The sequence below is a fragment of the Stenotrophomonas sp. AR029 genome, assembly GCF_047520695.2.
GTDB lineage: Bacteria > Pseudomonadota > Gammaproteobacteria > Xanthomonadales > Xanthomonadaceae > Stenotrophomonas > Stenotrophomonas sepilia.
On sequence record NZ_JAXBQQ020000004.1, the window covers coordinates 187,872 to 211,740 of the forward strand.

General features: G+C 67.5%; 18 protein-coding genes. 7 read left to right on the plus strand and 11 right to left on the minus strand.

The genetic code is table 11. From position 1 onward, the window contains the following. The first annotated feature begins 98 nt into the window (after positions 1–98). Both ACM0PB_RS14925 and ACM0PB_RS14930 read left to right on the plus strand, forming a co-directional pair. The gene (locus ACM0PB_RS14925) at positions 99–737 is read left to right on the plus strand and encodes a DUF6766 family protein (RefSeq protein WP_065196298.1); all 639 of its coding nucleotides are present in this window, start codon (positions 99–101) and stop codon (positions 735–737) included. Positions 738–740: 3 nt separating this feature from the next. Continuing rightward, entirely contained in the window at positions 741–1,292 is a 552-nt protein-coding gene (locus tag ACM0PB_RS14930) for a cysteine hydrolase family protein (protein WP_164093098.1), read from the plus strand. Positions 1,293–1,307: 15 nt separating this feature from the next. Here the strand turns inward: ACM0PB_RS14930 and ACM0PB_RS14935 are convergent, their stop codons facing one another. The 4 genes from ACM0PB_RS14935 to ACM0PB_RS14950 all read right to left on the minus strand — a co-directional run bounded on the left by ACM0PB_RS14935 (position 1,308) and on the right by ACM0PB_RS14950 (position 3,911). After that, positions 1,308–1,541 carry a metallothionein gene (locus ACM0PB_RS14935; protein WP_061478271.1) on the minus strand — a complete coding sequence of 78 codons (234 nt, stop codon included), beginning with the start codon at positions 1,539–1,541 and terminating at the stop codon, positions 1,308–1,310. A gap of 147 nt (positions 1,542–1,688) precedes the next feature. Beyond that, positions 1,689–2,135, minus strand: coding sequence for a Rap1a/Tai family immunity protein (locus tag ACM0PB_RS14940; protein ID WP_235646763.1), 447 nt, complete (start codon positions 2,133–2,135; stop codon positions 1,689–1,691). Positions 2,136–2,180: 45 nt separating this feature from the next. After that, entirely contained in the window at positions 2,181–2,801 is a 621-nt protein-coding gene (locus tag ACM0PB_RS14945; protein ID WP_231109150.1) for a hypothetical protein, read from the minus strand. A gap of 126 nt (positions 2,802–2,927) precedes the next feature. Further along, positions 2,928–3,911: a LacI family DNA-binding transcriptional regulator gene (locus ACM0PB_RS14950; RefSeq protein WP_065186758.1), complete on the minus strand. Its 984-nt coding sequence runs from the start codon at positions 3,909–3,911 to the stop codon at positions 2,928–2,930. A 157-nt stretch (positions 3,912–4,068) separates the two neighbouring features. Here ACM0PB_RS14950 and ptsP point away from each other — a divergent pair, with 157 nt between their 5' ends. The 4 genes from ptsP (at position 4,069) to ACM0PB_RS14970 (ending at position 10,596) form a co-directional block, all read left to right on the plus strand. Continuing rightward, positions 4,069–6,582 carry a phosphoenolpyruvate--protein phosphotransferase gene (gene ptsP / locus ACM0PB_RS14955; RefSeq protein WP_164230096.1) on the plus strand — a complete coding sequence of 838 codons (2,514 nt, stop codon included), beginning with the start codon at positions 4,069–4,071 and terminating at the stop codon, positions 6,580–6,582. Next, the gene (locus ACM0PB_RS14960) at positions 6,579–7,535 is read left to right on the plus strand and encodes a 1-phosphofructokinase family hexose kinase (RefSeq protein WP_065186396.1); all 957 of its coding nucleotides are present in this window, start codon (positions 6,579–6,581) and stop codon (positions 7,533–7,535) included. Before ptsP ends, ACM0PB_RS14960 begins: the two co-directional genes overlap by 4 nt. Positions 7,536–7,621: 86 nt before the next feature. Beyond that, positions 7,622–9,328 carry a PTS fructose transporter subunit IIC gene (locus ACM0PB_RS14965; protein WP_414604431.1) on the plus strand — a complete coding sequence of 569 codons (1,707 nt, stop codon included), beginning with the start codon at positions 7,622–7,624 and terminating at the stop codon, positions 9,326–9,328. Positions 9,329–9,342: 14 nt separating this feature from the next. Then, positions 9,343–10,596: a carbohydrate porin gene (locus ACM0PB_RS14970; RefSeq protein ID WP_065186398.1), complete on the plus strand. Its 1,254-nt coding sequence runs from the start codon at positions 9,343–9,345 to the stop codon at positions 10,594–10,596. 89 nt (positions 10,597–10,685) lie between these two features. Here the strand turns inward: ACM0PB_RS14970 and ACM0PB_RS14975 are convergent, their stop codons facing one another. The 7 genes from ACM0PB_RS14975 to ACM0PB_RS15005 form a co-directional block, all read right to left on the minus strand. Further along, entirely contained in the window at positions 10,686–11,531 is an 846-nt protein-coding gene (locus tag ACM0PB_RS14975; protein WP_262220017.1) for an aldose epimerase family protein, read from the minus strand. Then, entirely contained in the window at positions 11,521–12,558 is a 1,038-nt protein-coding gene (locus tag ACM0PB_RS14980; RefSeq protein WP_204324510.1) for a glycoside hydrolase family 43 protein, read from the minus strand. Before ACM0PB_RS14980 ends, ACM0PB_RS14975 begins: the two co-directional genes overlap by 11 nt. Positions 12,559–12,574: 16 nt before the next feature. Then, positions 12,575–14,059 carry an MFS transporter gene (locus ACM0PB_RS14985; protein WP_414604432.1) on the minus strand — a complete coding sequence of 495 codons (1,485 nt, stop codon included), beginning with the start codon at positions 14,057–14,059 and terminating at the stop codon, positions 12,575–12,577. A 59-nt stretch (positions 14,060–14,118) separates the two neighbouring features. After that, positions 14,119–16,746, minus strand: a complete 2,628-nt coding sequence (locus tag ACM0PB_RS14990; RefSeq protein WP_414604464.1) for a glycoside hydrolase family 3 protein — start codon at positions 16,744–16,746, stop codon at positions 14,119–14,121. A 62-nt stretch (positions 16,747–16,808) separates the two neighbouring features. Then, complete coding sequence (locus ACM0PB_RS14995) at positions 16,809–18,503, minus strand: glycoside hydrolase family 43 protein (protein ID WP_414604465.1); 1,695 nt, start codon at positions 18,501–18,503, stop codon at positions 16,809–16,811. A 53-nt stretch (positions 18,504–18,556) separates the two neighbouring features. Continuing rightward, positions 18,557–20,509 (minus strand): sialate O-acetylesterase, encoded by a 1,953-nt coding sequence (locus ACM0PB_RS15000; protein WP_414604466.1) that lies wholly within the window; start codon positions 20,507–20,509, stop codon positions 18,557–18,559. A gap of 32 nt (positions 20,510–20,541) precedes the next feature. After that, a complete protein-coding gene (locus ACM0PB_RS15005) occupies positions 20,542–22,716 on the minus strand; it encodes an alpha-glucuronidase family glycosyl hydrolase (RefSeq protein WP_414604433.1) in 2,175 nt (724 codons plus the stop codon). 92 nt (positions 22,717–22,808) lie between these two features. On the opposite strand from ACM0PB_RS15005, the gene ACM0PB_RS15010 reads away from it, so the two are divergent. Further along, entirely contained in the window at positions 22,809–23,867 is a 1,059-nt protein-coding gene (locus ACM0PB_RS15010; RefSeq protein ID WP_414604434.1) for a LacI family DNA-binding transcriptional regulator, read from the plus strand. The last annotated feature ends 2 nt before the right edge of the window (positions 23,868–23,869 follow it).

Sequence of the window (23,869 nt, forward strand, 5' to 3'; positions counted from 1 at the left end):
GCCGCCTCACATCCTGGATGCGCCGGATTCACGCGTCATGGTGCGCTGCCGGCGCAAGCTGCATGCACGATTTCTGGTCGGCCTGAACGAGGTGTTGCATGTGGAAACGCAACGGTCTCTCGCTGGTACTGCTTGCACTCACTGTCGTCTTCATTGCCGGGCAGGCAGTTGCGGGACATCACGTGCACAATCAGGAGTTGACCCAGCACGGACGCGCGCCGGTCGACCTGTGGCACTACCTGGCGACCGGGCATTTTGTCAGCGCTACATTCGAAAACTGGGAGAGCGAGTTCCTGCAGATGGGGATGTACGTTCTTCTGACCGTCACCCTGCGCCAGCGTGGATCAGCCGAATCCCGGCCGCTGGACCCCGCGCAGGAGCAGAACCGCGTGGAGCCGGGACCTGCGCCGTGGCCGGTTCGTCGCGGCGGCGCATGGAAGGTGCTCTACGCTCACTCGCTTGCGATCGCCTTCGGGCTGTTGTTCCTGCTCAGTTTTACATTGCACGCCTTGGGTAGCTGGCGCGCCGATCAGGTCGAGCAGCAGTTGCAAGGGTTGCCGGTGCCGGGTTTCCTGGAGCATCTGGGCAGCAGCACGTTCTGGTTCGAGTCGATGCAGAACTGGCAGAGTGAGTTTCTTGCGGTGCTGTCCCTGGTTGTACTTACGATCTTCCTGCGGCAGAAGGACTCACCGCAATCCAAGCCGGTCGAAGCTCCGCACGCGCAGACAGGGGATTGAACCATGGGAAATGCTCCGTCAACCGCCTTGCTGATCATCGACATGTTCAGTCGCTTCGACTTCCCGGGCGCGCAGGCGCTGGCACCAGCAGCGGAGCGGGCGGCCGCACAGATCCGACGCTTGAGAGACCACTTTGATGGCCACGGATGGCCGGTCATCTACGCCAATGACAACTTCTCCGACTGGAAGCGTGACTTCCGCCAGCAGGTAGCACAGTGCCAGCGGGATGGAGGACCGGCCGGGCGGATTGCCGACCTCCTCTCTCCCCTGCCCGGCCACTACTTCGTGCTCAAGCCCAAGCATTCGGCGTTCCTGGCCAGCCCGTTGCCGATTCTGCTGGCGAAGCTTGGCGTGCGCAGCCTTTGGCTCGGTGGGATGACGGCCGATTCATGTGTCCTGGCTACCGCGCTGGACGCCAACGCCAGGGAATTCGACGTAGTGGTGGCACGGGAGGCTGTGGCGGGGACGCCGGCCCGGAAACAGCGTGCGATGGCGCTGCTCGCCGATTCGGGCGCGGCCCGGGTCGCGCGGCTCGCCTCGCTGGTCCCGGCATGACCGGCCGGAGCGGGCTCAGGCCCGGTCTGCGATTCCCTTTACACCGGCGTGACCGGCGCAATGTGCGCAGCAGAAGATATGACCGTTTCCTTCAACGCCATGCCCGATGATCGCGCAGTCGCAATGTGCGCAGCGTGGTGCGAACGCATGGATGGCGCACTCGAACGAATCGAAGGTGCCGCTGCGTCCACCCTGCTGGAGGGTGAAGCTCTTGTCGTAGTCATTGCCGCAGACATCACAGGTAGCCATGGGGCACCTCATGCGGAGAAAGGAGCATGCAGTGTCGCGGGCGCGGGGGTCGGCGGTCGTGAATGCATCGTGTCGCCAGCGTGCAGAACACCGATGTGTTCATTACGCAGGCTGCAGCCCGCGTTGCCAACGCCCAGCCCACGCGTCTCAGCGTGCCTTGCCGGGCTCGGCACTGCCACCAGGCGATGTGCCGCGACCACAGGGAAACGCCGCGCGCAGCCCTTCGACAACCAGGGGAGACGCATCCTGTTGCAATCGCACGCGGGGCAGCTGCCGGAGATGGGAAGACACCTGATCGACCAGTTCATGCGGAAGGATCCGGCCCTGCCCACACCACTGACCGCGGCTGGCATCGGCGACACCTAGGATATAGCTGCTGGCCCGGGCGCTGGACAGCCCCCGGCAGTGTTCGCCATCGCAGAACCCGTCAGCGCCTTTGCCCTGCAGCAGCGTGATGAGCTCCGCACCACTGACAAACCAGGTGCGTTCCGGTTGCGTTGTGCCTGCCACGGCGGGTCCCACCAGGGCGCCTAGGCACAGTGTCAGGAGCCAACGCATGCGGCGGTGCGCGCGGCGGGCTTGATGTCCTTTCATATCGGGGTCCTGGCTGTCGTTTTTCTGGATTCCACGCGGCGCCGGTCAGAGTTGATCAAGCTGGTTGCGTGGTTGAAACGCCGGGTCGTCCTCAGCTTCCAGCATGGCTTCCACCAAGGCGTCGAAGGGCGCGGCAGCGGTATCCAGGTCCGTGGAAGAAAGGAATCCGGATTCCCCCTGGCCGGCCAGGGCAATCGCGGCAACGGTCTCGCGCTCACCTTCCTCTGCCCAGAGATAGTCGTGGACCAGTGCCACCCCATGGTCGCCCGCCTTCAGGAAATCGGCCGCGCCCCGTGCCACAGCCAGAAACGCGATGAGATCGTAGAGGCTTTCCGAATACGTCAGCGATCCCGCAACAAAGTGCGTACCAGTGCGGTCATAGGCGGCAACCTGGATATTCTCGGCCTGCGCGGATGCAAGGAAGGCCTTCAATGCGGCGCGATTGTCGGGGTAGCGGGCCAGCAGGGCCTGGCAGTCTATGAGCAGTTCATCCAACGCCTCGTCGCTTGAAGACGCCAGGCATTCACCGTTGCCCAAGCGCCACGGCCCAGCGATGCATCGCCAGTCGGACCATCGGGATGGCGAAGGCAGGGGCGCCGCCAGCCATCTGGAGAGATCTTCGTGGCGCAACTGCAGGCGCAACAGCGCTGAATAAGGCTCTGACAAGGCGATGATCCATCCGGTCCGCGTGTCCAGATGGCTTTTAGCAGACAACGCGCGACCCGCCAACACCCCAGTGCCAGCCTCATGGACTGCGACTGCGACTGCGACTGCCGCAGGCGCGGCGCCGGACTATCGCGCAGCCGTTGACCCTCTCACCACGCACCTTCCCGTCATCACCAGTCTGCGTACCGGCAGCTGCGGCATGCGTAGGCGCTCCAGCAACAGCGACATCGCGGCTCGCCCCATCTCTTCAACCGGCTGCTCGACCACGGTAACCCCGGGTTCGACCAGTTCGGTCCATCGCTCATTGTCGAACCCTGCCAGCGCCAGCTCTCCTGGAATCGCAAGCCCAGCGCTGCGGGCCGCTTTCAATGCGCCCATGAGCAGCAGGCTGTTGCTGGCGACCAGCGCATCGGGACGCGAAGGACTGGTCAACCACTGCTCGACTGTTGCGATGGCGGCCTCGGCCGTGGGCTCTACCTCGCGGTAGTCCGGTTCCAGCCCGTGCCTGCGCATTGCAGCGATATAGCCGTCGCGGCGTTCGGCCGCGGTGGTACTGGTGCTGCCGAACAGGCCACCGATGCGGCAATAGCCGCGCTCGGCCAGGTGTTCGACCAGGCCCGCCATCGCCGCTGCGTTGTCGAGGACCACGCTGTCGATCGAGCCACCGGGTGCGGCACGATCGACCAGGACCGTAGGGTAATCCAGCGTGAGCCGGTCCAGCCGCCCCACCGTGGTCCGGGTGGGCGCAAAAATCAGCCCACTGATGCGTTCCTCGTGCATCAACTGCAGATACAGCGCCTCGCGCTCGGGGTCCTCATCGGTGTTGCAGAGGGTGACTCGAAGGCCTTCCCGGTACGCGACTTCCTCCACGGCGCGGATCAGCGCGGTAAAGAACGGGTTGCGGATATCGGCCACGATCAGGCCGATGATGCCCGTATGCCGGGCGCGCAGGCGTCTTGCCTGCAGGTTGGGGTGATATCCGGTCTGGCGGATCGCCGCCTCCACCCGGCCGCGCACGGCCTCGCTGACCGGGCCGCCGCCGAGCACCCGCGACACCGTGGACTTGGATACCCCCGCCACGCGTGCGACGTCATTGATGCTGATGCTCACTGGTAACGTTCCCGGAATCGAGCGCTTTTCTGGGCCGGACGGCCCTCCAGCACCATGTTAACGCCAAAGGACTATTGGATTTTTGTGCACTGCACATTGAAATGGCGAGTGGGAACGTTCCCAATACGTCCCAGCCACCCCCTCCGCGGAGCCCCCTTTGTCGCCCCAGACCTCCCCTTCCCCGGCCACCCGGGAACTGATCCGCCTGGACGCGCGGGCGCAGGACAAGACCGATGCCATTGCGCAGGTCGCCCAGATGCTGGTCGCGTCCGGCTGCGTGGCGCCGGGTTACGAAGCCAGCATGGGGCGGCGCGAAACGCTGGCGAACACCTTCCTTGGACACGGCGTAGCAATCCCGCACGGGCTTGGCGAGGACCGCCATCTGGTGCACCGCGATGGCATCGCCGTGCTGCAGTTGCCGCAAGGCGTGGAATGGAACCCGGGACAGATCACCCGTCTGGTGGTCGGCATCGCTGCCCAGTCGGATACCCACATCACGGTGCTGCGCCGCTTGACCCGGCTGATCCAGGACGAGTCCACGCTGCAGCGGCTGTTCACCACCACCGAGGCGGGCGAGATCGTGAACGCGCTGGCCGGCGATGTTGCGATTGCCGCCACCCACGCGCCAGCGGTGGATCTGGCCGAGCGCTTCGAATGGACCATCGCCTACCCCAACGGACTGCACGCCCGTCCTGCCACGCGCTGGGCCGAGACGGCGCGCGGCTTCGCAGCCCGCGCGCAGGTCCGCGCAGGCGATCAGGCGGCCGATGCCAAGAGTCTGGTAGCGCTGCTTCAGCTCGGGCTGCGTGAGGGCGATGCCGTGCGTGTTTCTGCCGAGGGCGCCGATGCCCCCGCGCTGCTGGCTGCGCTGCGCAAGGTCATGGATGGATTGGTCGCACAGGAAAGGGCTGATGCCGAGCGTGCAGCCCAGCGCAAGGCAGCAGCCCCTGTCGCCGGGTGGAAACCGCCCGAAGCGCAGGCGACGATCATTGGCATCGGCGCCAGCCCCGGATTGGCGATCGGCCCGGTGCATGTGCTGGCCAGCACGCAGGCGGAAGTCACCGACCGTCCTGCCCCGCTTGGCGAGGGCGGCGCACGCCTGCAGGATGCACTCGGCCGCACCCGCCAGCAGCTGGCCGCCCTGCAGGACGACACCCAGCGCCGCCTTGGCGCTTCGGATGCGGCGATCTTCAAGGCGCAGGCCGCGCTGCTCGACGACACCGACCTGATCACCCGCACCTGCCAACTGATGGTCGAAGGCCATGGTGTGGCGTGGTCATGGCACCAGGCCATCGAGCAGATCGCCTCCGGGCTGGCGGCGCTGGGCAATCCGGTGCTGGCCGGGCGCGCGGCGGACCTGCGTGATGTCGGCCGACGCGTGCTGGCGCAGCTTGACCCTTCTGCTGAAGGTGGTGGCCTGGCGGATCTGCCGTCGCAACCGTGCATCCTGATCGCCACAGATCTGTCGCCTTCGGATACCGCCAATCTCGACACCGGTCGCGTGCTCGGCCTGGCCACCGCGCAGGGCGGGCCGACCTCGCACACCGCCATCCTCTCGCGCACGCTGGGCCTGCCAGCGCTGGTGGCCGGCGGCGCCGGGCTGTTGGCGATCCAGCCAGGCCGCGAAGCGATCCTGGACGGCAGCAGCGGACGGCTCTACCTGTCCCCCTCCGAAGCCGATCTCGCCTCGGCACGCGAATGGATCGCCGAACAGCAGCAGATCCGCGAGCGCGAAGCCGCGCAACGCGCGCAACCCGCCCAGACCCTCGACGGCCACCGCATCGACATCGGCGCCAACGTCAACCTGCCCGACCAGGTGCCACTGGCACTGGAACAGGGTGCGGAAGGCGTCGGCCTGATGCGCACCGAGTTCCTGTTCCTCGAACGTGGCAGTACGCCCAGCGAGGAGGAGCAGTACACCACCTATCTGGCGATGGCCAAGGCACTCAACGGCCGCCCGCTGATCGTGCGCGCGCTCGACATCGGCGGCGACAAGCAGGTGGCGCACCTGGAACTGCCACGCGAGGAGAACCCGTTCCTCGGCGTGCGCGGCGCGCGCCTGCTGCTGCGCCGCCCTGACCTGCTGGAGCCGCAACTGCGTGCGCTGTATCGCGCCGCCAAGGACGGTGCACGCCTGTCCATCATGTTCCCGATGATCACGTCGGTGACCGAGCTGGTCGCACTGCGCGCCATCTGTGAGCGCCTGCGTGCCGAGCTGGAGGCGCCGGTGGTGCCGATCGGCATCATGATCGAAGTGCCGGCTGCCGCCGCTCAGAGCGACGTACTGGCGCGCCATGCCGACTTCTTCTCGATCGGCACCAATGATCTGACCCAGTACGTGCTGGCGATCGACCGCCAGAACCCGGAACTCGCCGCCGAGGCCGACAGCCTGCATCCGGCGGTGCTGCGCGCGGTCCGCGCCACGGTTGAAGGCGCACGGCTGCATGGGCGCTGGGTCGGCGTCTGTGGCGGCCTGGCCGGCGATCCCTTCGGCGCCATGTTGCTGGCTGGCCTGGGCGTGGACGAACTGTCGATGACCCCGAACGACATCCCGGCGGTGAAGGCGCGCCTGCGTGGCACCGCGATGACCGAACTGCAAGCGCTGGCCAGCACCGCACTGGGGTGCGAAACCGCCGAGCAGGTGCGCGGCCTCGATGGAGCGCGCGCATGACTGCCCGCGCCGTCACCGTGACCCTGAACCCGGCCATCGACCAGACCGTGCGCCTGGCCCGCCTGCAGCCAGGCCGCGTGCATCGCGCCGGCAGCTCCCGCGACGACGCAGGCGGCAAGGGCATCAACGTGGCGGCCTGCCTGGCCGACTGGGGCGTGCCGATCACCGCGCTGGGCGTGCTGGGCGACGGCAACGACGGCGTGTTCCGCACGCTGTTCCGTGAGCGGGGCATCATTGACGGCTGCCTGCGCGTTCCGGGCCATACCCGCACCAACATCAAGCTGGTCGAAGAGGCCAACGGCGAAACGACGGACATCAACCTGCCAGGCCTGGCCGTGGACGCTGCCGATCTGGACGCGGTGTCGCGCCAGCTCGGCGCCCTGCTCGCGCCCGGCCTGCCGGTCGTGCTGTCCGGCAGCCTGCCGCACGGACTACCGGCCGATGCATGGGCGCGGTTGCAGGCGCAGGCCGGAACGGCCGGTGCGCGCGTGCTGCTGGACACCAGCGGCGATGCGCTTGCAGCTGCGCTGGACGGCGCGCGGGGCGCGCTGCCCTACGCCATCAAGCCCAACCGCCACGAACTGGAGGCCTGGACCGGCACGTCGCTGCCGGATCGCAGCGCACTGCGCGCTGCAGGCCAGGCCTTGGTCGAACGCGGTGTCGCACTCGTCGCCATCTCCATGGGGACCGACGGCGCGCTGTTCATTGATCGCGCCGGCGCACTGGTCGCGCGACCGCCGCGTCTGGCCCAGGGCAGCACGGTGGGCGCCGGTGATGCCATGGTCGCCGGCATCGCCGCCGCGCTGTTGGAGCGCTCCCTCGACCTGGCCGCCTGTGCACGACTGGCCACGGCGTTCTCGATGAGCCGGCTGGATAGCGGAGACGCGCGGCGGCTCGATCCGGCGCAGGTGCGCGCCGGGGCCGGCGATGTACTGATCGAGCGGTTGGATTGAAACACCTGCCGGAGGAGCAGCGGTTGGCTTCGGGCCACCCGCGATGCCTCCGGCAAGGACGAACCCGAAGCATTCCAGGAGTTCCCATGCACGCTTCCACCGTAGTCATCGCCGCTGGCGAACGCAGCATCGAGGCGGTACTTGCCGCCGAGGCCCTGCGTCGCGCGGCCCGCCAGCGCGGGCTTGAGCTGATGATCGAAATCCGCAGCGACCAGGGCGTGACCGGCGCGCTGCCCGCCTCGGACGCCGCCTCCGCGACCCAACTGCTGCTGGTGGGCGATGGCGAGGCAGACATCGCACGCTTCGGCAATGCCCGGATCGTGCATGCCAGCCTGGGCGAGGTATTGGACGATCCGGTCGCCGCGCTTGCACCGCTCGCAGCCGCGCCGGCCAGTGTCCCCGCCACCGGGGCTGGCAAGCGCATCGTTGCCGTCACCTCCTGCCCCACCGGCATCGCTCACACCTTCATGGCGGCAGAAGGCCTGCAACAGGCTGCCAAAGCGCTGGGCCATGCGATCCGGGTGGAAACACAGGGCTCGGTCGGCGCGCAGGATGCGTTGAGCGATGCGGAAATCGCCGCTGCCGATGTGGTGCTGATCGCCGCCGACCGCGAAGTCGATCTGGCGCGTTTCGCTGGCAAGCGCCTGTTCAAGAGTGGTACCAAGCCGGCGATCAATGACGGCCAGAACCTGATCCGCAAGGCGCTGGCCGAGGTCGGCGTGCACGCGGGGACAGCGGCTTCGGGCCGTACCGCAGAAAAGAACAAGAGCACCGGCCCTTACAAGCACCTGATGACCGGGGTGTCGTTCATGCTGCCTTTCGTGACAGCCGGCGGCCTGTTGATCGCCCTGGCGTTCGCGCTCGGCGGCATCTATGCCTTCGACGATGCCCACAAGGGAACGCTGGCCTGGTCGCTGTTCCAGATCGGCGCCAAGTCCGGTTTCATGCTGATGGTGCCGGCGCTTGCCGGCTACATCGCCTACTCCATCGCCGACCGCCCCGGCATCGCGCCCGGCATGATCGGCGGGCTGGTTGCGGTCAACATGGACGCAGGTTTCATCGGCGGCATCCTGGCGGGCTTCATCGCCGGCTATGGCGTGCACTGGATCAACCGTGCGCTGCGCCTGCCGCGCAGCCTGGAAGGCCTCAAGCCGGTGCTGATCCTGCCGGTGCTGGGCACGCTGCTGGTCGGCCTGCTGATGATGTACGTGATCGGCACGCCGGTGGCCGCACTGCTGACCTGGCTGACCGACTGGCTGCGCGGCATGGAGGGCAGCAGCGCGATCCTGCTCGGTTTGCTGCTGGGCGGCATGATGGCCGTTGACATGGGTGGACCGGTCAACAAGGCGTCCTACGCCTTCTCCACCGCCCTGATTTCCAGCCAGGTCTACACGCCGATGGCGGCGACCATGATCGGCGGCATGACGCCACCGCTGGGCATCGCGCTGGCGACGTGGTTGTTCAGCAACCGCTTCACTGCCGAGGAGCGCGGCACCGCCGGTGCCGCCGGCGTGCTCGGCCTGAGCTTCGTGACCGAGGGGGCTATTCCCTACGCGGCACGCGATCCGCTGCGCACCATTCCTGCGCTGATCCTCGGCTCGGCCGTGGCCGGTGCGATCTCGATGGCCGCAGGCGTCGAATTGAAGGTGCCGCACGGCGGTGTGTTCGTGCTGCCGATCCCGAACGCGGTCACCCATCTTGGTGTCTACCTGCTGGCGCTGTTGGCCGGCGTGTTGGTCACCGCGATTGCACTGCGCATCCTCAAGAAGCCGGTCACGGCCCCCACCCTGTAAAAGGAACCCCGCCCATGACCTGCCCTTCCTGCCGCCTGGTGCCGGTAGCGATCCTGCTGACCCTGCCCTCACTGACCGTAGCTGCCAACGCGAGTGATGTCCTCACTCCCAAGCTGGCTTACACCGGCGAGGCGGCCGCCACGCTCGATGGCGGCAAGCACAGCGGCACCGCTTACGCCGGCCAGCTGATGTTCGGCGCCGATGTTGACCTCGACGCTGCGTTCGGCTGGCGGGGGGCCACGATCAAGGCCTATGGCATCAATCGCCACGGCACCAACCTCGCCAACAGCAGCACCGGCAACAGCACCTCGGTGCAGGAAATCTACGGCGGCCAGGGGACCCGCCTGGCCAACCTGACCCTGGAACAGAAGCTGTTCAACGACCGGCTGGTGCTGGAGGCCGGTCGCAGCGTCGCCAACATCCACCACCTCGGGTCGGAGCTGTGCCAGTACTTCCAGGGCAACTCGGCGTGCGGCAACCCGACCTACGTTTTCCGCACCAGCAACTTCACCTGGTGGCCGGTGTCGAGCTGGATGGCCGACGCCACGGCCTGGGTGACGCCCGATGTCTATGTCCGCATCGGTGCCTACCAGGTCGATCCCAGCCAGGCCGAGGATGGCCAGCATGGCCTGAAGTGGAATACGAACCAGGCCACCGGGTGGATCGTGCCCTACACGATCGGCTGGCGCAGCCCGGCTTCGGCACGACTGAATGCCCGCTACGAACTCGGTGGCTGGCAGGACAACTCGACCTATCGCGATCCGCTGCGCGATGCCAACGGCATTCCCGCGCTGCTCAGTGGCCAGGAGTACGCGGCACGCCACGGTCGCTCCGGTGCGTTCGCGCGCTTCGAGCAGCAGCTTACCGGCGATGGCAATGGCCGCGGCCTGACCCTTTTCGGCGCCGCGCTCAAGGGTACCTCCGGGCAGCTGATCGAGGATCACTTCCTGCAGGCCGGGCTTGTGCAGAAAGGCACGTTCGCCCGCCGGCCGCAGGACAGCATCGGCTTCGTCGTCACCCGGCAGAAGTACAGCGGCATCGCGCTGGAGAACCTCCGCCTGGCCCGCGCTGCCGCCGGCGGCAGCGGCACCCCGCACGGAAGCCAGGTGATGATGGAGCTGAGCTATGGCATCCAGCTCACCCCGCAGCTCAGGATTGCACCGAACCTGCACTACATCGTGCATCCGGACCCGTTCAACGAACCTGCGCGGCAGCGGGACCTGCCGAATGCACTGATCGCGGGCATGCGGGTTGACTGGAACCTGTAGCAGATCGCACGTGGTGGTGAGGCGCAGCCCGTGCCAGGCACCAGGGTCCACACCCGCTCCGGGCGGCGTACCGACACTCCGGCCGGGCTTCAACTGCTGTCCGCCACCCACGCCAGTTCGAACGTCAACGCGAGGCGCTGGCCAGGCTCCAGCCGGTGCGGCGCCAGCGTGAAGCCGTCCGGCGGGCCACTCTGCGGTTCGACACAGGTGGCGTGCGGCGCAGCGTCGTAGACCACCCAGTGGTCGTGGTCCGACCTCAGCCGCAGGCGTTGGCCTTCGCGTACCAGCGTGATGTCACCGTCGGCAACGAAGCAGTCATCCCAGGGGCCGGTGGTGGGCTCCACGTGGGGCAGCGTGGCAATACCTTCCCTGTCCCGCGGATACATCGCGCGAGGATTGAACAGCAACCGGTCCGGCTTCCTGAACCAGGGGTGCCAGCCCAGCACCGCCGGCATCGCCTGCTCGCCGGCCTGGACCGAAAGGCGCAGCTGCAGGGTGTGAGGGTGCAGGCTCACTTCCTGGAGGGCAATGCCACCGAAGGGCCAGTAGCTGTCGCGCGGTAGCTGCAGCGACACCTCGGCTGCGGCCGCATCGAGCCGGTCGATCTGCCAGGGTCGCGAGAAGCCCACCCCATGGATGGCATGCCCGTCGAAGTTGAGCGGCAGCCGATGCGGCCTGCCGTCAAAACGGAACTGTCCACGGCGGATGCGCCCGGCCCACGGCACCATCGGGTAGCAGCCCCAGGCGATCGCCGCCGCCACGGTCTCCTGCGCGTCCACCAACCATTCCACGCCTCTGTAACGCAGGTGCGCGATGCGCCCGCCCGCCCCTGCGGCGAGCGCAACCTCCAGTTCGCCGCACCTCAGCCAATGCAGCTCACCGGCCGCCAGCGGGGCCAGCGCATCATCCATCGGCAGCATGCGCTCAGGCCCCATAGGGATTGATCGTTCGGATGCGTCCGTCCGGCTCCATGTGCAGCGGCGTGCACTTGGCCGAGCGCAGGTGGGTGATGCCGCCGGACATCAGCGCATCGTGATAGAACAGGTACCACTGCCCCTGGAACTGGCAGATGGAGTGGTGGGTGGTCCAACCGACCACGGGGGTGAGGATCACGCCAGCATAGGTGAACGGCCCGTACGGGCTGTCTCCCACGGCGTAGCACAGCTGGTGGGTGTTGCCAGTGGAGTACGACAGGTAGTAGCGACCCTGGTACCTGTGCAGCCACGGGCCTTCGAAGAAGCGGCGCGCGTGGTCGTCCGCACGCAGCGGCTGGCCATGCTCATCCAGGATCTGCACTTCGCGGGTAGGCTCGGCCAGCTCGGTCATGCCGGCATCCAGGCGGCCCACGCGCGGCCCCAGGGCCGGCGCGCTGCCCTCGGGTTCCTCGTGCGCTTCGCTGTACTGGTTGTCACGATACTTCTGCAGCTGCCCGCCCCAGATGCCGCCGAAGTACAGGTAGTGGCTGCCATCGTCGTCCTCGAACACGGCCGGGTCGATCGAGTACGCGCCCTTGATCGGCTCCGGCTGGGGCACGAACGGGCCCTCCGGTCGCGCACCGATCGCCACGCCGATCCGGAACCGGCCCCCGGCATCCTTGGCCGGAAAGTAGAGGTAGTAGCGGCCATCACGGCAGGCGGCATCGGGGGCCCACATCTGTTTCCGCGCCCAGGGCACGTCACGCACGTGCAACGCCATGCCGCAATCGACGGCAGTGCCGTTGGGCGTATCCATCTTCAGCACATGGTAATCCTGCATGCCGAAATGGCCGCCTTCATCGTCGAAGGGCTGGCCACCGTCGATGTCGTGCGACGGATAGATGTACAGGCGTCCCTCGAACACGTGCGCCGAAGGGTCGGCGGTGTAGATGTGGGTCACCAGCGGTTGCGAAATGGCGTGTGCGCTGAGCTGCGCAAGACGGGCTTCGCTGGCCTGGCCGTCTTCACCGGCAGAGAGGTCGATCATGGTTGTCATCTTGGCGTTACGCGGAGGCGTCGGCGGAACGGCGACGCAGGTGGAGATCCTGCTCGATGCGCGTTTCCGCGCGCTTGTCGATCCGGTAGAAGAACAGCAGCGCCACGGCGAGCAGGAACGGAAGGGAGCAATAGACGCTTACGGTCAGGCGGATGCCCTGCACCACGGCCTCAGGCTGCTGCACCAGGCCTGCCTGGTAGCCGTAGTGGGCAAGGATCGCGGCGACCAGTGCGCCACCCACGCTGAGGCCGATCTTCAGGCCGCACAGCATCGCCGAGAAGATGATCGCAGTGGCCCGGCGATGATTCTTCCACTCGGAGTAGTCCGCGACGTCGGCGATCATCGCCCACAGCAGCGGGATGGTGATGCCATAGCAGAAGCCATGCAGCATGAAGGCTGCGAACGCCACCGCCACCGCCGTGGGTGGGAACAGGTAGAAGGCCAGCAGGAACAGGGTCGAAACAAACAAGGCGCCACCGAAGACATTGCGCTTGCCGAAGCGATCCGCCAGCCGCCGTGATGCACCAATACCCACGATCATGCAGAGGATGCCGCACGCGTTGAACAGGCTGAACGCCGAGGTGGCCGCGTCCTTCGGCCAGGTGAACGCCGCGAAACCGGCGCTGGCGAGGGCGCCATTCAATGCACTGATCAGGCCATTGAAGCCTGAGTTTTCCAGGAAGCTGGCCAGCGCCGCTTCGCTCATGTAGTACTGGAAGTAATAGATGTAGGTGCCGCCTTTCAACGCCAGGTTGATGAACACCAGCACGGTCAGCGCCAGCATCACCTGCCACGGGCGGTTGTGCAGCAGGTCCGACAGGTCCTGCACTATGCCGCCGGTCTGCTCGCGCGTCGGCACGATGCGTTCGCGGGTGGTGGCGAAGGTGATCAGGAAGAACACTGTTCCGATCAGTGCGAAGGCGGTCATGACCTGTTCGAAGCCGCGCACCCGGTCGCCGTCACCCAGAATCAGCACCAGCGGCATCAGCAGCACCTGGATGATGAACTGCGCGATCATCACGGCCACGAAGCGGTAAGCCGAAAGGCTGTTGCGCTGCGCCATGCTGCCGGTCAGCACGCCGCTCAGCGCCGAGTACGGCAGGTTGTTCGCGGCGTAAACGCAGACCAGCAGCGCGTAGGTGCCCAGTGCATAGATCACCTTTCCGCGCTCGCCCAGGTCCGGGGTGCTGAACGCCAGCAGGGACAGTACGCCAAAGGGGATGGCCGTCCACAGGATCCACGGGCGGAAGCGGCCCCAGCGGGTGGACGTTCGGTCGGCCGCGATGCCGATCAACGGCGTGAACACGAACGCACCCAGCAGGCCGACCACAAAGATGATCGTGGCCGCGGTCGCAGCCGGCAGGCGGTAGACGTCGGTGTAGAAGAATGCCAGGTAGGTGATCAGGGTCTGGAAGATCAGGTTGGCAGCGAGATCGCCCAGGCTGTAGCCGAGCTTCTCGCGAACCGACAGCGCGTGTTCAGTGCTTGCCATGCAGCGGACGTCCTGGAAAAGGGATCTGGTCGAAGGGGCATCGATGCCAACGAGGGCGATCAGTCATGCGCGGGCACCACGGTGAACCTGACCTGCGCACGTATATCGGCACTGGACGCCCCTACCCTGACCTCGTAGGCACCGGGCTGAACCGCGTACGCCGCACGCGCTTCGTCATAGTGGCGCAGAGCCTGCGCTGCCTCCAGGGTGAACGTCACCGTGCGGCGTTCGCCCGGAGCCAGATGGACCCGCTGGAAGCCGCGCAGTTCCTGCACGGCATCACCGCCACCGGCGTGTTCGCGCCGCACGTACAGCTGTACCACTTCGTCACCGCTGCGCGTGCCTGCGTTGGTCACATCCACCGACGCGGTCACGCGACCATCGGCGCCGATGGTGTCCGCATCGAGGCGGAGCGTTCCATAATCGAAGCGCGTGTACGACAGCCCGTGACCAAACGGGTACAGCGGCGTGCCACGGAAGTAGCGGTAGGTGCGGCCCTCCATGGCGTAGTCTTCGAATGCCGGCATTGCTTCGCCGGCCTGGTAGAATGTGACCGGCAAACGGCCAGCGGGATTGACATCGCCGAACAGCGCCTGGCCGACGGCGGTGCCGCCGCGCTGCCCGGGGTACCAGCTCATCAGGATCGCCGGCAGATGCGCCTGCGCCCAGTCCACCGCGATGGCCGAGCCGCCGGTGAGTACCATCACCACCGGCTTGCCGGTAGCGTGCAGGGCCTCCAGCAGGGTGCGCTGCGGCGCGGGCAACCGCAGGTCGGTGCGGTCGCCACCGGCAAAGCCCGGATAGTTGACCGTCATTTCCTCGCCTTCGACATCGCCGGTGAGTCCACCGACGAACACCACCACATCGGCCTCGCGTGCAGCATCGAGCGCTTCATCGAACGGCGCCTTGGCACCGGGCATGCGCCACCCCAGGCGCACGCCGGCATCGCGCTGGTCATCGTAGTATTCCAGTTTCAGGTCATAGGCACGCCCCGCCTGCAGGTCGAGTTCGACACCCTCGGCATGCAGGCGATCCGTGTTCACCCAGTGATCGATCACACGCTTCCCGTCAATGTACAGGCGGTAGCCATCATCGCCGGCCACCTCCAGCCGGTAGCGACCGGACACGGGGGGCAGCAGCTGGCCGCTCCAGCGGATGCTGAAGCGGTCGTTGGGAATCCCCTGCCCCGGTGCCGCTTCGCCGCGTGCCAGCAGGTTGTCGGTCGGCGAGCCCCGGTCCCAGCGGAAGCCGATCTGCGCGTCGGTCCGCACCAGGGCCGGAGTGCCAGACGGGTCGGGCGTGCGGAAGTACTCGCCGCGCAGGCCGCGCTCGGTCGAGTCCGCCGAGGGCCGCAGGAAGGTCGGCTCGATCAACGGCGTTGCACCGTGATCGTCGCGCCCTTCCACCAGGTCCACGCCACGCGCATACCGCACCTCAGCGCCCTTGGCCGCCTCGCGTATGCCCTGCAGGATCGTGACCGGCGCGGCCGGTGTGCCGAAGTAGTTGCCGAGCAGCGCCATGGTGTCGTCGGCGGTGGGTCCAACCACGGCAATGCGCCTGGTGTCGCGCGACAGCGGCAGGATGCCATCGTTCTTCAGCAGCACCAGCGATGCCTGCGCGGCCTTGAGCGCGAGCGCATCATGGGCCGGCGCCTGGTTCACCGAGGCCGGAATGCGCGCCCAGCGCACCCGCTCCGGCGGATCGAACATGCCCAGGCGCATCCGTGCGGTGAACAGGCGAGTCACCGCATCGTCGATCTCCGCTTCGCTGATCAGCCCCTGGCGCACTGCCGCAGGCAGCGTTGCGTACTCCTGGCCGCATTCCAGCTCCGTGCCGTTCCTGACCGCCAGCGCCGCGGCGGCTTCGCGCGTGCCGACGATACGGTGGTGCTTCCAGATGTCGACGATGGCCCAGCAGTCCGAGACCACGTAGCCCTTGAAGCCCCAGTCGCGTCGCAGCAGATCACGCAGCAGGAAGCGGCTGGCGCTGGCGGACTCGCCGTACACGCGGTTGTAGGCGCCCATGACCGCATCCACTTCGCCTTCCTTCACCAGCGCCTCGAACGCCGGCAGGTAGGTGTCGTAGAGGTCGCGCCGGCTGGGGCGTGCATCGAAGTGATGGCGGTCGGCCTCCGGTCCGCTGTGCACGGCCAGGTGCTTGGCGGTGGCGTCCAGCTTGCGGTAGACGGGGTCGTCGCCCTGCAGGCCGCGTACGAAGGCCACGCCCATGCGCGCGGTGAGGTAGGGATCCTCGCCGTAGGTCTCCTGTCCGCGACCCCAGCGCGGGTCGCGGAAGATGTTGACGTTCGGCGACCAGAAGGTCAGGCCCTGGTAACGGCCATGCGCGCCTTCGCGGAGGAACTGGTGGTGCTTTGCGCGGGCCTCGTCGCTGATGGTCGTGGCCACCTGCCCCATCAACGGTACATCGAAGGTCGCGGCCAGGCCGATTGCCTGCGGAAACACCGTGGCCTGCCCTGCCCGCGCCACGCCATGCAACCCCTCATTCCACCAGTCGTAGGCGGGCACACCCAGCCGTTCGATTGCCGGCGCGGCATTCTGCATCTGCGCGGCCTTCTCTTCCAGGGTCATCTGCGCGACGAGTGCGGCGGCCCGTTGCTCGAAGCTTGCCGAGACATCCAGCCAGGGCCGTGGCGCGGCCGCGGATGCGGCGGCCGCCACGCAGCTCAGGACGAACACGGTGGCCCGTCCACGCCACGTACGGCGGCGGGCCCTGGACGAAATCGACAGTCTCATTTGCTTCTCCCGGTGCGCTCGTCGCGCGCGAAGGGACCCAGCAATGCGCCCACGAAGCCGCCTGCCCGGTCCGTACTCAGAACGGTGCCGTCCACGTCGCCCGCGAGCAGTTGCCAGCCCTGCCCGTCGCCGGTGTCGAACGAGAACGCGTAGTCGCCCTCGTTGCCGGCAATCTTCAGGCGCAGTGCTGCAGACGCCGGCACGTCATGGCTGGCCAGCGTCCGCGTGCTGCCACCCCCGTCACGCGCTTCGAGAAAGAGCGAGAGGCGCCCCCCGCCAAGGTCACGAACGCCGAGGAAGTACCAGTACGCCTCGCTCTGGAACGCCGCCAGACCGGCGGCGACACCGGGGACTGGCGGGGTCATCGCGGTGCTCGCCTCAAAGCGCAGGTGCTGCTGGCGCCGGCCGAGAAATGCCGGATTGCGCAACGTGTCCAGATCCTCGGCAAGCGGGTGCACGGCCAGCATCCCGGGGCGCTTGTGCAGGTCAGCCCAGGCATGCCTGGGCACGCGCACGCGCAGCCACTGGCGATCGAGCGCTGGGCCATCAAAATTGTCGCGCACCACGAAATTGCCGGTCGACGGGGCCTGCGATGCCTCGCCCTGCATCCATGACGGCGCCTTGGCCACGTAGGGAATGGCCTGGTCGGCCGGCAGGATCTGCGGCCAGCCATCCTGCCAGCGCACCGGCAACAGGTAGGTCTCGCGCCCGGTGTTGTAGTGGCGCTTCTGATAGTTGCGGCTGGCCAGGAACACCGCCCACCACGAGCCATCCGGGCCTTCGACCAGGTCGGCGTGGCCGGCATTGGTGATCGGAAGCGGACGGTCGTCCGGCAGTTCGCGCTGGGTCAGGATCGGATTGCCCGCATAGGCAACGTAGGGTCCCCACACCGTGCGGCTGCGCAGCACCACCTGCGAATGCTGCGGCCCGGTACCCCCTTCAGCGTCGGACAGGTAATACCAGCCCTCCCGCTTGTAGATGTGCGGTCCCTCGATCCAGATCGGATTCTTCGCTGGCTCCACGCCTCCATCAACCAGCACCCGGCGTGGCCCGACCGGCTTGAATGCCGCCAGATCGATCTGCTGCATCCAGATGGCGCGGTGCCCGTCGTAGCGCGGCGGACCGGGCGGTGCATCGTTGTTGATCAGGTACACCTTGCCGTCGTCGTCGAAAAACAGTGATGGATCGATGCCATCGATGCCGGGCAGCCAGTGCGGATCGGACCACGGCCCGGCCGGGTCGCGCGCAGTGGCAATGAAGTTGCCGCCGCTGTCGGTGGCCGTGGTCACCACGTAGAAGACCCCGTCGTGGTACTCGATTGTGGGGGCAAAGATGCCGCGCGAGACGCTCAGCCCGTCGAAATCCAGCTGCGTGGGGCGGTCAATCACATTGCCGATCTGCTTCCAGTGCACCAGGTCAGCACTCTCGAACACCGGAATGCCCGGGAAGTAGGTGAAGCTGGAATTGACCAGATAGAACCGGCCGTTCGCGCGCACGATGCTGGGATCGGCATGGAAGCCGGCCAGGACGGGATTGCGGTAATGGCCGGCCGGCAGCGGCACTTCAAACGCCTGGTCATCGCCGCGGTACTCGAACCAGTCGAAGTACACCGGCGGAGCGTCCGGCGGCGCGCTGGCCCGGGTGGCAGCGGCCGACAGCAGGAACAACGCCCCCAGCAGGCGGCGCGCCATCGACCTCAGGCCGGCCCTGTCGCGGGCCAGAGGGGACTGCGTGGACAACGTCATCATCGTCGGGCCTCGGCTTCGGCAATGGGAAGTTCGAACGGGCCGGCCGGCGCCCCGCTGCGATCGCGCAGCGTGCACACCGGGCCATCGGCCCAGCAGTAGCGCACATGCGTTGCACGCGTGGACAGCGGGCCGCGCAGCAGGATCCGGCGCGCATCCAGTTCGGCGTCGGCGTACTCGCAGTGGCGCGCATGGCCCTTGGCCTCGCACAGTTCAAAGCCGATCGGACGCAGCGAACCGCTTGCGGTGAGCGCGCCTTCGACATCCTCGAACGCAATGGCCACGGCCGTGGGCGTCCGCACGGCCGTGACCGCCCGCGGACCTGACGGTGCCAGATCCTGCTCGCCGTACACCACGTGGCGGGCCACGCGCGCCAAGCGGCGCCCGAGCTCCTGCTTGTTCGGCGGGTGGATGTCGTAGGCATCGCCGATGTCGATGGCGATGGCGAGCCCGCTCTGCGCATCCTCGGCGGCGACGCGCCGCTGCGCCTCGCGCACCTGCGCCCAACCGCTATCGGCGGGCGAAACCGGTGCCTGGCCATAGCTGGCCAGCTGCGCGAGCAGCAGTGGCGTGCGCGCACCGAACTGACGCCGCCAATCGTCGCGCAGCGCACGCAACCGCGCCGCGTACGCCGCGCCATCACCGGTGTTCGATTCACCCTGGTACCACAGCATGCCGCGCAGCCCAAAAGCGCCGAGCGGTGCGATCATTCCGTTGTACAGCGTCGACAACCCGGTGGCGGCCTGCCAGGGGGCGAATGGCGGCGCCTGTTGGCCCGGCGCCACCCGGTACTTCCACGGACCCTGCAGTGCCACCCGATCGCCGTTGTCGAACTGCAGGCCGTATGCCGTGGCGGGGCCAGCCAGGCCGCCTTCACCGTAGGTGTCGAGCACGTTGACCGCAATGCTGTTGGACCCTGCCTTCAGCAGGCCGCTGGGCAACGGGTAGCGCCTCTCGCCGGTGCCGTACTGGCTGCCCACGGAGACGCCGTTCACCCAGGTCACGTCCGCCTCGTCGGCCGATCCCAGCTCCAGGGTGGCGCCGCGTGCAGCCTGTTCAGCGCTCAGCACCACCTGCGTGCGATACCAGACCATACCGTTGTAATCGGCAAGCGCGGGCACGTTCCAACGCTCCCATGCGCCCAGTGTGGCCGGTGCGCGCGACCATCCTCGGTCATCGGCATCCGCGCGCCATGGGGCGTCGCCGGGCAGCGTGCCCTCGCGTGTGGCCCACCAGTGCTGCCAGTAGCGGCCCCAGGCTGCGCGTGCCTCCAGCGGATCACGCGCAGACCGCGCGAGGATATCGAGGGCCTCGTCCAGGCCGCCCTGCCCGCGCAGCGCACCAACGCTGGTCCAGGCCTCGATCCGCGAGCCACCCCACGCTGCCTCGATCAGCCCCATCGGCACGTCGACCGTGCGCTGCAGTTCGCGCGCGAAGTAGAAGCAGGTGGCAGAGAACTCGCGCGCCGTATCAGGCGTTGCCGATGTCCAGGCAGTGCTGCCGTTGAAGCTCTCCTGTGCCTGCACGGCGGCGTGCTGCGGCACGGTGAACAGCCGGATCCGTGGCATCGTGGCTGCGGCGATCTCGCTGGCTGCGTTGAGCGCGCGCCACACCGGCAACTCCATGTTCGACTGGCCCGAACACAGCCATACGTCGCCGACCAGCACATCGCGCGCCATCTCCCGACGTGTCCCGGCGCTTACTTCCAGCGTGTGCGGACCGCCCGCGGCCACCGGGGGCAGCGTTGCCTGCCAGCCGCCTGCGGCGTCCGCCCGGGTGCTTACCGCCTGCCCGGCAAACGCCACGGAAACCGGCTGCCGAGGGCCTGCGTGCCCCCAGACCACAATGGGCCGGTCACGCTGCAGGACGGCGTGATCGCTGAACAGCGTATGCAGCAATCCCGTCGTTTCCCGCGCCGCGGCCGGCATCGCCACCACTGCCGCAGCCATCATCAACAGCGCACACCCGACTGCTCCGAACCTGCTCATCGGCCATCCCCCGCTGCGGACGGAAACTGCAAGGCCTGGTAGTACGACAATGGCTGCGGCGGTGGCTGTTCGCCGGCGGGCAGCGGGCGGCCACTGAGCGACTGGAAGTACGCCACGCTGGCGTCACGCCACCATTGCGCTTCATCGTGCTGGATCTGCAGGAACGCCGCGATGTGCCGATGCCGCTGCGGATCGATCCGGTCGCGCAGGGCTGCCCAGGTGTCCTGCATCGAGCGCACCTGGCGCACACCGCGCGAATAGCGCCCGACCAGCTCATCCCAGAGCGTCCTGCCCGAGCGCATGCGGCGGTCCCACGGCACATGATGGAACCACAGCAGCAGCGACTCGGGCACCCGCGCGGAATCGCCGTAGATCTCGGCGACCTGCGGGGCGTACTGGCCCACGGCGTTGCTTCCGCTTGCGCTGCGGTCAAAGCCGATGCCCTGGCTGTCTGCGCGGTGGTAGTACACCGACGTCCAGTCCGCACGCGGGCCGCCGTCCACCCAGGGGCCGGGGCCGTAGTGATGGCCGCGTGCCATGAGGTGATTCAGGCCCAGCGGCGTCATGTAATCCACTGCCGCCTCGCGCGAGTCCATCATCATCCGCACGATCGGGCCGGTCACCTGCGGGTCGGGCGAGAACGTCAGCGCTGCCCAGTCTTCGGCAATCGCGCGCGCGGATTGCTGCGGGTTCCATGCCAGTCGGCCGAAGGCGTACCAGTTGGCCTGGTCGAAGTGCGAGCCACTCCAGGTACGGTCCATGCCGATGTTGGCGACGCCGGCGATACCGGTCAGTGCGTGGCCCTCCAGCGAACCATCGACCACGCGGGCAACCGTGGAGCCTTCGCCGCGGGCATGCGTGTCGGCCTGCAGCACTTCCTCGTAGAGCGTTCCCAGGTAGACCAGGTGCGTCGCAAAACCCAGGTATTCCTTGGTGATCTGCAGTTCCATCATCAGCGGCGTGCGTGGCATCGCGCCGAACAGCGGATGGAACGGCTCGCGCGGCTGGAAGTCGATGGGGCCGTTCTTCACCTGCACGATCACGTTGGGGCGGAAGGCACCGTCCAGCCCGACAAACTCGCTGTACGCCTGCTTGGCGCGATCTTCGGGAACCTCGTGCGAATACACGAAGGCCCGCCACATCACCACGCCGTTGTAGGGCGCCAGCGCGTCGGCCAGCAGGTTGGCGCCGTCGGCATGGGAACGACCGTAATCCTGCGGGCCGGGTTGCCCCTCCGAGTTCGCCTTGACCAGGAAACCGCCGAAATCCGGAATGCGCGCATGGATCTCATCGACCTTGTCGCGCCACCAGCGCCGCACAGCCGGATCCAGGGGATCGGCCGTTGCCAGACCGCCGAGCTCGATGGGCGCACTGAAGCGCGCGCTCAGGTAGACCCGGATGCCATAGGGGCGGAACAGGTCGGCCAGCGCTGCGGCCTTGGCCAGATAGGCCGGCGACAGGCTCATCGCACTGGCATTGACGTTGTTGAGGACGGTGCCGTTGATGCCGAGCGAGGCGTTGGCACGGGCGTAGTCGGTGTAGCGCGGGTCACGCCATTGCGGCAACGTCTGCCAGTCCCATAGCGAGCTGCCCGCATAGCCACGCTCGACGTAGCGGTCCAGGTTGTCCCAATGGTCGAGCACGCGCAGTGCGACCCGCGGCGACTCCCGCACGTCCAGGCCCTGCAGCGGCATGCCACGCTGCAACAGGCGCAGCAGGTGGAACATGCCATACAGCACGCCGACATCCCGGCGTGCCGCCACCAGCAGCACATCGCGCCCCCCGGTCCGGACCTGCCGGATCAGGAAGCCCTCGTCGCCCAACGTGGCGATCTCGTTGCCGAACGCGGCAACCAGCGCCGAAGACTGCGGCGTACCCAGCACCAGGGCATGGTCAGTAGTGATTGCCGTTCGCATTGGCGGGGCCGTTTCCAGCAATCCAGAAAGGCCCCGCGCAAGCTCGTCGCGGGTGGCGCGCTGCATCGGCGTGCCATCCGGGGCCACCACTTCGGCCAGCTGCCGCCGGTAGACGGCAGCGACCGTTGTGGCAACCGGCTGGTAGCGCATCCACAGCCTGTAGCCATCCTCCGCCCCTGCCCCGCCAGCACAGGCCAGCAGTGCGAGCACGGCGCACAGGCGCGTGCCGACAGCACGCAACAACGGCGTTAACATGCGCCTTTGTAAACTACGTTCGGGCCCGGGGCAGCGCATCATCGTCCTTCGCACCCGCGCGGCAGCGCCACCAAGAAAAAAGGGATCGTGCATTGGACAAGCCGAAGAAATCGGTTCGCCGCAGAACCGCAGGCGTGACGATCGACGAGGTTGCGGCCCTTGCCGGCGTTTCGCCGATGACAGTGTCGCGGGTGATCAACCAGGGCAAGGTGCGCGACGTCACCCGCGAGCGCGTGCTGCGCGCCGTGCGTGAGCTCGGCTATACACCCAATCTTGCCGCCAGTTCGCTGGCCGCCGCACAGCACACGCGCATTGCGCTGATCTACACCAACCCCAGCGGCGCCTACCTGCGCGAACTGCTGGTGGGCCTGCTGCGCGTCGCCTCCAGTTCCGCCATCCAGCTGGTCATCGACTACTGGGAAAACCTGGATGCCGAATCCGAACGCAAGGCGGCGCGTGCGCTCGCCGGACGCGTCGACGGGGTGATCCTGCCGCCACCCTTGTGCGAATCGCAGGCCGCCGTAAGCGAACTGGTCAAGGCAGGCATTCCGGTCGTGGCCATCGCATCGGGGCGCCTGAGCGAGGCCCTGTCCTGCGTCCGCATCGACGATTTCAGTGCCGGCAAGGAGATGACCGATCACCTGCTCCGGCAGGGACACACCCGCATCGGTTTCATCCGTGGGCGCGATGACCTGAGCGCAAGTGCGCTCCGCTACGACGGCTTCGTCACCGCCCTGCGCGAGGCCGGGCTTGCGGTGGAGCCTGGCCTGGTCCAACACGGTGACTACACCTACCGGTCCGGCCTCGCTGCCGCCGAAAAGCTGTTGTCCCAACGCCGCCCACCGACCGCGATTTTCGCCAGCAACGACGACATGGGCGCTGCCGCCATCTCCGTCGCGCACCGGCGCGGGCTGGAAGTGCCGCGCGACCTGTCGGTCGTGGGTTTCGATGACACCTCGGCCGCCACCACCGTGTGGCCGGAACTGACCACGATCCACCAGCCCATCGCCTCGATGGCCAACGCGGCCGTCGACATCCTGCTGCGCACCATCCGCCGTCCGGCGGCGGACGCAACGGTGCTGCGCGATCATGTGATGCCGCATCGGCTGATCGCACGCGATTCGGTCGCCGCGCCGCCCCGGCGGCGGTAGCG

What these genes read in the sequence shown, in the direction of transcription:
- ACM0PB_RS14925 (WP_065196298.1), top strand. Translation starts at nt 99, where the DNA reads ATGTGGAAACGCAACGGTCTCTCGCTGGTACTGCTTGCACTCACTGTC.
- ACM0PB_RS14930 (WP_164093098.1), top strand. Translation starts at nt 741, where the DNA reads ATGGGAAATGCTCCGTCAACCGCCTTGCTGATCATCGACATGTTCAGT.
- ACM0PB_RS14935 (WP_061478271.1), bottom strand. Translation starts at nt 1,541, where the DNA reads ATGGCTACCTGTGATGTCTGCGGCAATGACTACGACAAGAGCTTCACC.
- ACM0PB_RS14940 (WP_235646763.1), bottom strand. Translation starts at nt 2,135, where the DNA reads ATGAAAGGACATCAAGCCCGCCGCGCGCACCGCCGCATGCGTTGGCTC.
- ACM0PB_RS14960 (WP_065186396.1), top strand. Translation starts at nt 6,579, where the DNA reads ATGACTGCCCGCGCCGTCACCGTGACCCTGAACCCGGCCATCGACCAG.
- ACM0PB_RS14965 (WP_414604431.1), top strand. Translation starts at nt 7,622, where the DNA reads ATGCACGCTTCCACCGTAGTCATCGCCGCTGGCGAACGCAGCATCGAG.
- ACM0PB_RS14970 (WP_065186398.1), top strand. Translation starts at nt 9,343, where the DNA reads ATGACCTGCCCTTCCTGCCGCCTGGTGCCGGTAGCGATCCTGCTGACC.
- ACM0PB_RS14975 (WP_262220017.1), bottom strand. Translation starts at nt 11,531, where the DNA reads ATGGGGCCTGAGCGCATGCTGCCGATGGATGATGCGCTGGCCCCGCTG.
- ACM0PB_RS14980 (WP_204324510.1), bottom strand. Translation starts at nt 12,558, where the DNA reads ATGATCGACCTCTCTGCCGGTGAAGACGGCCAGGCCAGCGAAGCCCGT.
- ACM0PB_RS14985 (WP_414604432.1), bottom strand. Translation starts at nt 14,059, where the DNA reads ATGGCAAGCACTGAACACGCGCTGTCGGTTCGCGAGAAGCTCGGCTAC.
- ACM0PB_RS14995 (WP_414604465.1), bottom strand. Translation starts at nt 18,503, where the DNA reads ATGGCGCGCCGCCTGCTGGGGGCGTTGTTCCTGCTGTCGGCCGCTGCC.
- ACM0PB_RS15000 (WP_414604466.1), bottom strand. Translation starts at nt 20,509, where the DNA reads ATGATGGCTGCGGCAGTGGTGGCGATGCCGGCCGCGGCGCGGGAAACG.
- ACM0PB_RS15005 (WP_414604433.1), bottom strand. Translation starts at nt 22,716, where the DNA reads ATGTTAACGCCGTTGTTGCGTGCTGTCGGCACGCGCCTGTGCGCCGTG.